Annotated in this window: 11 protein-coding genes; 5 read left to right on the top strand and 6 right to left on the bottom strand. The window is 37.6% G+C overall.

Annotated features, from left to right (window positions below; genetic code table 11):
• Nucleotides 1–50: 50 nt before the first annotated feature.
• Nucleotides 51–266 (bottom strand): zinc ribbon domain-containing protein, encoded by a 216-nt coding sequence (locus HMPREF3239_RS01875; RefSeq protein ID WP_053030094.1) that lies wholly within the window; start codon nucleotides 264–266, stop codon nucleotides 51–53.
• Between the two features lie 380 nt (nucleotides 267–646).
• On the opposite strand from HMPREF3239_RS01875, the gene HMPREF3239_RS01870 reads away from it, so the two are divergent.
• The 5 genes from HMPREF3239_RS01870 to HMPREF3239_RS01850 all read left to right on the top strand — a co-directional run bounded on the left by HMPREF3239_RS01870 (nucleotide 647) and on the right by HMPREF3239_RS01850 (nucleotide 7,145).
• Entirely contained in the window at nucleotides 647–2,206 is a 1,560-nt protein-coding gene (locus HMPREF3239_RS01870; RefSeq protein ID WP_053030095.1) for a PTS mannitol transporter subunit IIBC, read from the top strand.
• Nucleotides 2,207–2,279: 73 nt separating this feature from the next.
• Entirely contained in the window at nucleotides 2,280–4,316 is a 2,037-nt protein-coding gene (locus HMPREF3239_RS01865) for a BglG family transcription antiterminator (RefSeq protein WP_070854550.1), read from the top strand.
• Between the two features lie 11 nt (nucleotides 4,317–4,327).
• The gene (locus HMPREF3239_RS01860) at nucleotides 4,328–4,762 is read left to right on the top strand and encodes a PTS mannitol transporter subunit IIA (protein WP_033079814.1); all 435 of its coding nucleotides are present in this window, start codon (nucleotides 4,328–4,330) and stop codon (nucleotides 4,760–4,762) included.
• On the top strand, nucleotides 4,762–5,865 hold the full coding sequence (locus HMPREF3239_RS01855) for a mannitol-1-phosphate 5-dehydrogenase (RefSeq protein ID WP_070854549.1): 1,104 nt from the start codon (nucleotides 4,762–4,764) through the stop codon (nucleotides 5,863–5,865). The genes HMPREF3239_RS01860 and HMPREF3239_RS01855 overlap by 1 nt, the downstream gene beginning before the upstream one ends.
• 521 nt (nucleotides 5,866–6,386) lie before the next feature.
• Nucleotides 6,387–7,145 (top strand): SDR family NAD(P)-dependent oxidoreductase, encoded by a 759-nt coding sequence (locus HMPREF3239_RS01850; RefSeq protein ID WP_075108299.1) that lies wholly within the window; start codon nucleotides 6,387–6,389, stop codon nucleotides 7,143–7,145.
• Between the two features lie 86 nt (nucleotides 7,146–7,231).
• Here the strand turns inward: HMPREF3239_RS01850 and HMPREF3239_RS01845 are convergent, their stop codons facing one another.
• The 5 genes from HMPREF3239_RS01845 to HMPREF3239_RS01825 form a co-directional block, all read right to left on the bottom strand.
• On the bottom strand, nucleotides 7,232–8,008 hold the full coding sequence (locus HMPREF3239_RS01845; RefSeq protein WP_242450173.1) for a hypothetical protein: 777 nt from the start codon (nucleotides 8,006–8,008) through the stop codon (nucleotides 7,232–7,234).
• The gene (locus HMPREF3239_RS01840; RefSeq protein ID WP_053030099.1) at nucleotides 8,001–8,339 is read right to left on the bottom strand and encodes a PadR family transcriptional regulator; all 339 of its coding nucleotides are present in this window, start codon (nucleotides 8,337–8,339) and stop codon (nucleotides 8,001–8,003) included. Before HMPREF3239_RS01840 ends, HMPREF3239_RS01845 begins: the two co-directional genes overlap by 8 nt.
• Before the next feature lie 268 nt (nucleotides 8,340–8,607).
• Complete coding sequence (gene lpdA, locus HMPREF3239_RS01835) at nucleotides 8,608–9,969, bottom strand: dihydrolipoyl dehydrogenase (protein WP_053030100.1); 1,362 nt, start codon at nucleotides 9,967–9,969, stop codon at nucleotides 8,608–8,610.
• A gap of 259 nt (nucleotides 9,970–10,228) precedes the next feature.
• Entirely contained in the window at nucleotides 10,229–11,521 is a 1,293-nt protein-coding gene (locus HMPREF3239_RS01830; protein ID WP_053030101.1) for a dihydrolipoamide acetyltransferase family protein, read from the bottom strand.
• A gap of 18 nt (nucleotides 11,522–11,539) precedes the next feature.
• Nucleotides 11,540–12,580 carry an alpha-ketoacid dehydrogenase subunit beta gene (locus tag HMPREF3239_RS01825; protein ID WP_070854547.1) on the bottom strand — a complete coding sequence of 347 codons (1,041 nt, stop codon included), beginning with the start codon at nucleotides 12,578–12,580 and terminating at the stop codon, nucleotides 11,540–11,542.
• Nucleotides 12,581–12,593: the final 13 nt, after the last annotated feature.

Genomic DNA, 12,593 nt, shown 5'->3' with positions numbered 1-12,593 from the left:
GAACCAGCGCCATGAAAGTCACTGGTCCTACCATAAAGCGTCGTATTCAATTATCCACCAAAGAATAAATCGACTATATCACTCGTTCTATTTTTATCAGTTTTATAAAACTCTGTATAACCACAATTCTTACAAGTGATTGTTTTAAAGTTGTTATGTTGTACATCAAACATTTTAGAAAGTCCTGAACCTGTTGCCGATAATGTCCCTTCTTCCACTTCTGTATGTCCACATTTCACACAACCGTCTCCTGTGTTTCCAGTCATAAACAACACTCCTTTATTGTTTCTCACTTATTTTATAGCCTATTTATTAATCGCTAATCTTTAGATATTAAATATCTCCAGTTGAATTACACGTTTGTTTTAAAAGATGTTTGGCATCACTCCTTTAATTCTCAAATTATAGGTAAGTCATCTTATAAATAACAATCTAAATGCAGGATTCTCGACAAAATATATGCAAAACTTGGCTTTCAGATTTGCTCGCTAATTACTTCAATCCAAACCCTAAACCCATTCGCCACGACCTTGCCACACTGTTGTCACAATTACTGTGACAAAGTGGCATTTTCTTTGTGTTGAAGACGCTTTCTTAAGCCCTTACAATTGAAGTATCAAATCAGAATAAAAAAAGAGGTGTAGTTATGGCTCAAACAGAGACACAAGAGAAAAAAGGTCTCGGCCGTAAAGTTCAAGCGTTTGGTTCATTCCTTAGTAGTATGATTATGCCAAACATCGGTGCGTTTATCGCATGGGGCTTTATTGCTGCGATTTTCATTGATAATGGTTGGTATCCTAATAAAGAATTATCTCAATTAGCAGGACCAATGATCACGTACTTAATTCCATTACTTATCGCATTTAGTGGTGGTCGTTTAATTCACGACTTACGTGGTGGTATCGTTGCAGCGACAGCAACTATGGGGGTTATTGTTGCATTACCAGATACACCAATGTTACTCGGTGCAATGATTATGGGACCACTTGTTGGTTGGTTAATGAAGAAAGTTGACCAATTCTTACAACCTAGAACACCACAAGGCTTTGAAATGTTATTCAATAACTTCTCAGCAGGTATTCTAGCATTCATTATGACAATCCTTGGCTTCAAACTATTGGCGCCAATTATGCAATTCATCATGCACATCTTATCAGTAGCAGTTGAATTCTTAGTACACTTACACTTATTACCAATTGTAAGTATTATCGTAGAACCAGCTAAAATTTTATTCCTTAACAACGCAATTAACCATGGTGTATTCACACCACTTGGTACTGACCAAGCCGCAAGTGCAGGTCAATCTATTCTATTCGCAATCGAATCAAACCCTGGACCAGGTATCGGTATCTTATTAGCGTACATGATCTTTGGTAAAGGGACAGCTAAAGCAACTTCATATGGTGCAGGAATCATCCACTTCTTCGGTGGTATTCATGAAATTTACTTCCCATATGTATTAATGCGTCCATTATTATTCATCGCTGTTATTTTAGGTGGTATGACTGGCGTAGCAACTTATCAAGCAACTGGTTTCGGATTCAAGAGTCCGGCTTCACCAGGTTCATTCATCGTGTATTGCTTAAATGCACCTAAAGGCGAGTTCTTACACATGGTATTAGGCGTATTCTTAGCAGCACTTGTTTCATTCGTAGTTGCCGCATTAATTATGAAATTTACGAAAGAACCTAAACAAGATTTAGAAGCAGCAACAGCAAAAATGGAATCTACTAAAGGTAAAAAATCTAGCGTGTCATCTAAATTAACTGGTGCCACTACTGGTACTGGCGCAGCTGGCGTAGCAGCAAACAAAGCTGAAGGTGACAATCATACAGAAGCTTCATCAGAAGATGAAGAAGAAGACTTACTTGATAACTACAACACTGAAGACGTAGACGCGCATGACTATAGCAATGTTGACCATGTTATTTTCGCATGTGATGCGGGTATGGGTTCTAGTGCAATGGGTGCAAGTATGTTACGTAATAAATTTAAAAAAGCAGGCATTTCAGACGTTAACGTTACAAATACTGCGATTAACCAATTACCAAATAATGCACAACTTGTTATTACACAAAAAACATTAACAGACCGTGCAATCAAACAAGTTCCAAACGCAATTCATATCTCAGTGGATAACTTCTTAAATTCTCCACGTTATGAAGAATTATTAAACAACTTGAAGAAAGATCAAGACAAAGCATAATTAAATAGTTTAGGAGTCGAACATAGCGCGATTGCTTCCTATGTTCAGACTTCCTTCAAAGGGGGGACACACCATGTTAATGAGTACACGTGAAAAGGAAATCATTGAACTGCTAATTAAGTATTACGGTCAATACGTCACGATTTATGAAATTGCTCAACAACTTGGCGTGTCCTCTCGTACAATTCATCGTGAATTAAAAGGCATTGAATCCTATCTTCAAGGATTCAATATGACACTTGAACGTGCGAATAAAAAAGGCATTAAGTTGTCTTGTAACGATGACCAAATTCAACTTTTAAAACAAGAAATGGCCCAACACGATACGATTGACTTGTCTGTTGAAGAACAAAAAGCGATTATCTTATACGCACTGATTCAATCCAAGCATGCGGTGAAGCAATACAGCTTGGCGCAAGAAATTGGCGTATCTGTTCAATCATTAACCAAATTACTTGATGACCTAGAGAAAGATCTCGCAAGCTATCAACTTAACCTTTATCGCAAACGTGGTGAAGGGGTATATCTTGATGGCCCTGAATCGAAGAAACGTGAGTTCTTAAGTCAATTGATGGTAAATAACTTAAATAGTACAAGTGTTTACTCCGTTATCGAGAATCACTTTGTCTATCAATCGATTAATCAGTCACAACAAGCGTTAGTCAATTTGGATAGCATCTTCAAGATTGAACGTATCTTAATGGATTACTTAGGCCAATTGCCGTACACCTTAACGGAGTCGAGCTACCTTACCTTAACCGTCCATATTGTATTGAGTATTGCGCGCATTCAAAATGGAGAATATGTATCCATAAATGAAGATATTCATCATTCTGTTAAAGACACATTTGAACATCAAATTGCTACAGAAATTGCGAAACGTATAGAGACACTATACGATATCGACTTTAATCAAGCGGAAGTTACATTTATCACCATTCATTTACGCGGTGCAAACCGCCGAACAACCTCCAAGATGTTTGAGAATAATGAATTTGACGACCGTAAAATACAAGCATTTGTAAACCGTGTTGAACGTCTATCAGGCCAAACATTTGAAGACTATGCGACACTTGTTCATGGCTTATCATTGCACATCAATCCAGCGATTAATCGTTTGGAAGCCAATATTGAGACATATAATCCACTCACTGAGATGATTAAGTACAAGTACTCTCGTCTCTTCGACATCGTGCATAAAGCGATTGATCAGACGTGGCCGGAGCTAGTCTTCCCAGATAGCGAGATTGCCTTTATTGTCTTGCATTTTGGTGGCTCCTTAAAAAGTCAGTCGAGCCAACTGCTACATGTTTTAGTTGTCTGCAGTAGTGGTATTGGAACAAGTCGATTATTAGCAACACGACTACAACAATCGTTTAATGAAATAGAGAAGATTACACAAGCGTCCGTCAGTGATTTGAAACGATTAAATCTTGAAGATTACGATGGTATTATTTCAACCGTTAAATTGGATATTTCAGCACCATTTATTACGGTTAACCCGCTACTACCAGAAGCTGACGTGACCTATGTGGCATCATTCTTAAAGACGACTGAGCATAAAGCAAAACAACATGAAATACGCGAAGTAAAACATTCGATTCAAAATCCTGATCAAGTGGTCAGGAACATCGAACAAGGCTTAGCGTTGTTGAACTCTATGCAATTTGAATATAAAGATGTAACTATTTGGAATCACTATTTAGCTGACTATCTTGAGGACAATGGCGTGATTGCGCCGAATAGTCAGACGTCATTCGCTGAGCTGTTGCAAGATAAATTGAATCAGAATCCTGGTTGGATATTGCAACCCTACCCTGTTGCTATTCCACATATGAAGGATGATTTGATTCTTCGTCCGTTGATTCTCATCACGATATTGAATCAAGAGATGGACATGCAAAGTACTCAAAATGACCTTTTCAAAATTAAATATATGGTTAGCCTATTCATCCCAAATAATGATGAAATGGCACAACTTGTCGGGGAACTATCTGCTGAATTGGGTCATCATCTCGAGCAAATTGATGACTTCATGCAAGACCCTGCCGCTATGAAACACATATTGAGAGATAGCTTTTTAAAACGAATTCAAAACCAATTAACTTAGGAGTGTATAAAATGACTGAATTATTTAGTAATGACAATATCTTTTTAAACGTATCTGTAGGAAGCCAAGACGAAGCCATCGAAAAAGCAGGTCGTGCATTAGTAGATAGCGGTTCTGTAAACGAAGCGTATATCCAAGCAATGAAAGAACGTGAACAACTTGTTTCTACATTCATGGGTAACGGATTAGCAATTCCTCACGGTACTGATGAAGCTAAAGGTGATGTATTAGCATCTGGTTTAACATTACTTCAAATTCCTGAAGGTGTAGATTGGAACGGCGAAACAGTGAAAGTTGTCGTTGGTATCGCTGGTAAAGATGGCGAACACTTAGACTTATTATCTAAAATCGCAATTACATTCAGTGAAGAAGAAAATGTTGACCGTATCGTCAATGCTAAATCTGCGGAAGAAATCAAACAAGTCTTCGAGGAGGCTGATGCATAATGAAAGCTGTACATTTCGGAGCTGGTAATATTGGTCGTGGGTTCATCGGCTATATTCTTTCAGATAACAATATTGATGTCACATTTGCAGACGTTAACGAAGACATTATCACTGCATTAGATAAAGAAGGCGCGTATAACGTTATTCTTGCTAATGAAGAGAAAACAACAACACGCGTGACTGGTGTTAGTGCAATTAACAGTGGTCAACCTTCAGATGAGTTGAAACAAGCAATTCTTGAAGCAGATATCATTACAACTGCGGTTGGTGTGAACATTCTTCCTATCATTGCGAAATCATTCGCACCAGTGTTAAAAGAAAAAGAAAATCACGTCAACATCGTGGCATGTGAAAATGCAATTATGGCGACTGATACGCTTAAAGAAGCAATCTTAGATATCACTGGTCCATTAGGCGATAACATTCACTTCGCAAACTCTGCGGTTGACCGTATTGTCCCTCTTCAAAAGAATGACAATATTTTAGACGTTATGGTTGAGCCTTTCTTTGAATGGGTTGTCGAAAAAGACGCTTGGTACGGTGAAGAATTAGAACATATTAAATATGTTGATGATTTAACACCTTATATCGAACGTAAATTATTAACTGTTAATACAGGTCATGCCTTATTAGCATATGCTGGTCGTTTCTATGGTAGAGATACTGTCCTAGATGCGGTTAAAGACGATGCTATCGTTGCAGATTTACGTCAAGTATTAGGTGAAACAAGCGAGTATATCGTAGATAACTTCAGCTTCACTAAAGATGAACAAGCGGCTTATGTTGAGAAAATTATTGGTCGTTTCGAAAATCCATACCTTTCTGACGAAGTAACACGTGTAGGTCGTGGCACAATCCGTAAAATCGGTCCTAAAGATCGTATTATCAAACCTTTATCTTATCTATATGAAAATAACTTACGTCGCAAAGGCTTATTAAAAGCAGCAGCGTTATTATTGAAATATGATGATATGAACGATAAAGAAACAGTTGAAATGCGTGAATATATTGATGCACATGGTGTAAAAGCATTCTTATTAGAATATGCGAAAATCAATGACCGTTTAGCAGATGAAATTGTAGCTGTGTACGAAGAACTATAATGCGTTAATTACTCTAACAATTGAATGCGTGCAGGTTTGCTGCTCGCTTGCTCTAGGAATTGCTGGGAGCGAAACAGAATTCTAGTGTTTAAGAATTCGTTTTTTCGCCCCCACAAAGTTGATTAGGGAGTGGGACAGAATTCTTTTAAATTCGTCGTCCCACTCCCAATCAACCACTGTGAAGCCAATCTGTTTATAATTGAAAAGAGTTAAATCACTTTATAAGCCTTTTTCAAAGTCTTGTAGGTTGTGATTTAACTCTTTTTTTACTTAGGTTTTGTCTCAGTGCTAATGCTATTCCTAGTAGCGTCTCGCAGCCTATACTTCGTATTTTAGCAAGTAAAATTTATAATTCTAGCCATCTACAATAGTTTAGTTGAACCTATATTATTAATTAATAATCATTCAAAGTCTCATAACTTAAAGTTATGAACACATAAATAAGTGATATGAATACTTTCACATTTTAAAGGAATAGTTAAATAAAGGGTGTTCATGAATATATCTTGGAGGGATTATTAATGGGAAAATTAGATGGTAAAGTCGCATTTATTACAGGTGCAGGTTCAGGTATGGGTAAAGCACAGGCCATTCTTTATGCATCAGAAGGTGCTAAAGTTATAATCGCTGATATCAATGAAGAAACTGTGATCCAAACAGCTAGTGACATTAAAGCGCATGGTGGCGAAGCACTACCAGTTACGATCGATGTATCTAATAAAGAAAGTGTTGACCACGCTGTTAAACAAGGTGTTGAAGCATTTGGTACGATCAATATCTTAAGTAATACAGCTGGTATTCTAGATGATTATAAACCAACGCTAGAAACGTCAGAGGAATTATGGGATAGAATTATTAATATCAATTTAAAAGGTACGTATCTTGTAACGAATGCAGTGTTGCCACATATGATCGACAATGGCAAAGGTACGGTTATTAATATTGCTTCTATCGGTGCATTTGTAGCTGGCGGTGGCGGTGCTGCTTATACTTCAGCGAAACATGGTATTGCAGGTTATACGAAACAATTATCATTTGATTATGGTCTTAAAGGTATTAAAGCAAACGCCATTGCACCTGGTGCCGTTGATACTGGCATGACACATGCGATGTTTGAAGAAGGTTCTGCAGATGTTATGGAAAAAACAAATTCTGTACCTGCTGGTCGTTATGGTCAACCAGAGGAAATTGCACAATTGTCACTCTTCCTAGCAAGTGATGATTCTGATTTCATCCACGGTTCAATTATTCCAATCGATGGTGGTTGGTTAGTCGATTAATGATGCAATCATATTTCAATGATGCGTCACTAATAAAAGCGTTGAGTCACTATTAATGAAGTGATTCAACGCTTTTTATCAATCATTTAAGAATGATGCTTTCGCTCTTTTCGGTTCGTATAATAAGCATGACCAAAGAATGCGATATTGATTCCAATAAGTAATACGATATACAGTACAAGTGATATCGTTAGAAATTGCTCATTAGAATGATGATGTGCTTTAAAAATCTGGCCAATTAAATTAGGTAAGCACACGATAAAGATGACAAGTGCAAATAGCTTTTGTTTCACAATGAAACATAGCAACATGACAATTGCTAATAATATGAGTCCAGTAACGATACTTTGCGTTTGATTAAGGCGCACAAGTGTATAGATTGGATATTTTTCAGCAATATACGTACTTACAATCATTAGTGTAAAAAGAACCATACCGCCTATAAACGCATAGACATAGACACGTTTAGCATCGCCATATTTTACAATTGCTTTTCTTATTAAGAACCACGGCACAATAATCGCTAATACGAAGATAAAAATTATATTTAAAATATAGCCCACCGTGAGTGTAAAGGTCGTTTCAAAGAAATCTGGTATCGTAAATACCGCAATCATAAAGCATACGAAGTACGTTAAATATTTAGGTAACCCTTTAGTGAAGCTCATTTCTTTAGAGAAATTATCCGCATAGTCTTTCACAGGCGTATTCAGAATATCGCTCACATCGCCACCATTCGCTTCTGCCATTTCAAAGTGATCTTGTAATTCATCACCAATGGCATGGACTTCATCCTCATCCTTACCTCTAAACATTAATTCTGCCTTTAGCTTTAATATATAGTCTTCCTGTTCTTTAGTCATCATATTCATCACTCCCGAATAAATTATTCATTCCTGAGTTGAGATAACGCCATTTCTCCTTAAATCGTTCCAATTCTTCTTGGCCGCTTTCAGAAATCGTATAATACTTACGTTTAGGGCCACCGTTATCTGATTTACGCGTGGTTGTGTGAACGTAGCCTTTCTTACTTAATCTAAGTAACACTGGATAAATACTACCATCGCTAATTTCAGGAAATTGGTTTTCTTTTAATTTCTCTAAAATTTCATACCCATAGGTCTCACCCTTAGCTATAAGTCCTAGAATTGCGCCATCTAAAAGCCCCTTCATCATTTGATTAGATACTGACATGTCATCACCTTTTGTTAACTATCTTATAATATAAGATAATGCATTTTAAAAAAGAAGTCAACTATCTTACAATAAAATATAGTGATACTTTAATCGCTACGCTAATTAATAAGTTACATAAATAACACATTAAAACCCCCAGCAGCTTTGGCGCGCCTGGGGGATTATCCATACTCGTTACGTAAATATTAAAATTCATTTTGTGTAATTTATAAATAAATCGCTAATGTATTTGACTTGGTTTTTGAAAGATAATGATCGTTCATATTTAATGGTATATTGCTTTTCCAAAAGATGCCTCTGCACTTTCACCAATCACTTCTGATAGTGAAGGATGTGGTTGAATAATGTGCGCAATATCGTTCAACGTACCTCCTGCCACTTTAATGCCTAAGATTTCACTAATTAAATCTGTCGCATGCGGCCCAACGATAAATCCACCTAAAATCTTGCCATCTTGCTTATTCGCTACTATTTTAACAAGTCCTTGTGTTTCACCTTTCAAGATTGCTTTAGGATTCTTCTGAAAAGACGCAGTCGTCACTTCAACCTCATAGCCCGCCTCTTGTGCTTGTAATGCTGATAAACCAACAGACGCAGATTCTAATCTTGTATAGATACATCGCGGTATATCTTCTTGATTAATCGCCTCTGGATGTTTGCCTGCAATATGTTCTGCTACATACTTACCATGCGCACTTGCGGTATGTGCTAGTTGATAACCTGGCACCAAATCACCAATCGCATAAACATGCGCATAGCTTGTTTCATAATGTTCATTGACTTGGAGGCACTTCCCTTCCTGTTCTAGATTTAACGCCTTAGCCACATGAACATTAGGTTGTCGTCCTGTCGCAAAGAGTAACGTTTCATATGGTATTTCTTTAGGTCCGTCTTTACCATCTATTTCTAAGGTTGTAGCATTTACTTTCGTTGTTTCTGAATTGGTAATAATTTGTACACCTTGTTGTTTCAGATATGAGGATAGATGCGTATGTATCTCCTCAATTTCACTAGATAAAATGTTATCGCCTTTTTCCAAAATCGTTACATCTACGCCTAAGTCAGCCATTGAAGAGGCGATTTCCGAGGCAATCACACCGCCACCAATTATCACGAGTTGTTTCGGCAATGCATCCATGTTGAAAAATGTGTCAGCTGTTTCAAAGTGTGCTTGATCTAGACCTTCGATTGGTGGTACAAACGGCTTTGTCCCTGTTGCTAAAATAATATCTTTCGCCGAGTAAATGGTCTGATTCACTTGGACTTTCAATCCTTCAAGTACTTCCGCTTCGCCTTCAATCATGTCAACATTGTGTTGCTGTAGTGCATCTCGAACGTCATCCGTTACGGTCTTAAACACTTGGTCTTTACGTTGCACTAGACCGTTTAAATCAATATCTATGTGATTCGTCTTAATTCCCCAATTGTTTGCAGATTGTATGTCTCTCACTTTCGCACCATATTCTAAAAATATCTTTGACGGTATACAACCTACGTTCAGACATACACCACCCACATGTTGTTTCTCAACAATCGCTACATGCTTTCCTAATTGTGCTGCTCGAATTGCTGCTGCATAACCTCCAGGCCCTGCTCCAATAACGATTAAATCATATGATTTAGACATCATTTGCTACCCCTTTCACCTTTGAAGTTGTCTTTCCATCCCTTAATAATGTTTGCTTTGAACATAATCACCCTAATTTGGTGTAAGCGCTTTACACCCTTTCAATTATATATTAGAGTTATATTTTTATAATTTCAAATAAACGTAAGTGACAGATTTTTTACTTTTTTAAATAAGGGACGTATTTAGAACAAGGCATGAAAATCCCCCAGCATTTTAAATGCGCTGAGGGTATTAATCGAATCAAATGGGTTTGTTATTACAGAATTAATAGATATGGATTTTCGATATATTTAGCTAATACTTTTAAGAAGTCAGCAGCACTCGCACCATCAAGAATTTGATGATCAAATGTTAAGCTTAACGGAATGCGTGATACTTGTTTGATACTATCTCCTTCCAGCACAACTTCTTTAGAAAGTGCACCTACGCCTAGAATACCTGTTTCACCTAGATTAAGAATAGGTGTAAAGTATTCAACACCACTGGTACCCATATTTGTAATTGTGAAGGTAGCACCTGAAAGTTGAATATCGTTAGTGTTACCGTCACGTACCGCTTCAGCAGAAGACTTAATTTCTTGAGCTAAGGCACCAATACTTTTAGTATCTGCATTGTTAATAACTGGTACCATTAAACCTTCATCGAGTGAGGTTGCTACACCTAAATGAACATCATCGTATTCTGTAAGTTGACCATTTTCATAACGTGCGTTCATAGCACCATAATCTTTAAGCGCTAATACGATGGCTTTGGCTAGCAATACTGTGACAGTCAGTTTCGTATCTTGATTTGCATTCTCAAGTTCCGCCGATAATTTGTCTTTAAAATCTAGCAAGCGGTCGGCATCTACTTTGCGATGTAATGTGAGTTGTGCTGTTTCATTAAGACTCTGACGCATATTTTGTGCAATACGCTTACGCATAGGATTTAATCCCTCGCCCACATTTACACTGTTAAAGCTAGCCTCTACTGTAGATTGTGTTGGCTCATCTTTATTTTCAAAATCATATCCTTGATTTTCGACACGTTGGATGTCTAGTTTCGTAATACGTTGATTACCACCCGTACCTTGAATTCGCGTAATATCAAACTCTTTATCTTTTGCCATCTTGCGTGCAAGTGGTGAAATAAAGATACGTTTACCATTTTTATGTTCAATATTATTGGATTTTCTTGTATCTTCATCATGCTTACTATCATCTTCATTTGCAGAAGTTGTATCGTTCGTTTGTTGATTTTCATTGTCTGATTGAGCGTTGTTTAACTCTACATTTTCAGAATGAGAAGTATTGCTATCTTCAGAACTCTCACCTTCGTCTCCAATAACACCTAAAGTAGATTTGACTTCTGCTTCTTCACCGGCTTGAACTTTAATTTGGAGTAGCGTACCACTGGCCGGTGCCTCAACATCTTGCGTTAGTTTCTCAGAACTGATTGTACAGACGCTTTCCCCTTGTTCGACAGTGTCTCCTTCAGCTTTAAACCATTCTTCGACTGTGCCTTCTTTCATCGTCATACCGAGTTTTGGCATAATAATATTTTCGCTCATCGTTCAACACCTCCCTGCCTATGAATTAACTTGTTTTAAGTCTTCAATTAGTTCAGACGCAACATCCAACACTTTATCTACGTTTGGTATATAGGCTTGTTCAAGGTTAGCTGCGAATGGAACTGGTGTATCAGGTGCAGTGACTTTTTTGATTGGTCCGTCTAAGTAATCGAAACCGATATCACCAATAACAGATGCCACATCTCCTGCTACATTACATTGTGGATTCGATTCATCAATCACAATTAATCGTCCTGTCTTCTTCACTGAATCTAGTACTGTTTCTTCATCCCACGGTGATACAGAACGTAAATCAATGACTTCAACTGAAACGTTATCCTCTGCTAATTTCTCTGCTGTCTCTTCAGCAACAGCAACCATTTTACCGATTGCTACAATTGTTAAATCCTCACCTTCACGTGTCACATTTGCTTTACCAATTTCTACTGTATAAGGTTCTTCAGGTACATTGCCTTTTTGACCGAGTAACGTTTTATCTTCTGAAAAGACTACCAAATTATCATCTTGTACTGCTGCCATTAACAGTCCTTTAGCATCATAAGGATTAGACGGCACAACCACTTTCACACCTGGAATAGCGGCGAACATGTTATATAGCGATTGAGAATGTTGTGCTGCTGCACCTGCACCAGCGCCATGAACTGTACGTACGACAAGTGGAATTTTAGCTTTACCACCAAACATGTAACGCATTTTTGCTCCTTGATTTAGAATCGGATCCAATCCAAAACCAATAAAATCATTAAACATTAATTCAGCAATAGGACGTAAGCCGGTTGCCGCTGCACCTACAGCAGAACTTAATGTAATATGTTCAGCAATTGGAGTATCAATAACACGGTCACGACTATATTTTTTTGCGAGACCTTTTGTGACACCAAAGACGCCCCCAAAAGTATCGTCATCTTTAATATGTTCAACACCTGCACCACCTGAAACATCGGTACCAATGAGAATAACGTTGTCATCTTGTTCCATTGACTGATCGATTGCTTCGTTAATTGCGCCCATAAATGTTAACTTGCGTTCTTCACTCATAGCGATAACCTCC

The sequence above is a fragment of the Staphylococcus sp. HMSC34C02 genome, from assembly GCF_001838705.1.
Classification (GTDB): Bacteria; Bacillota; Bacilli; order Staphylococcales; family Staphylococcaceae; genus Staphylococcus; species Staphylococcus borealis.
Note: the sequence above shows the minus strand (reverse complement) of the source record. Positions and strands in the feature narration are given on the sequence as shown.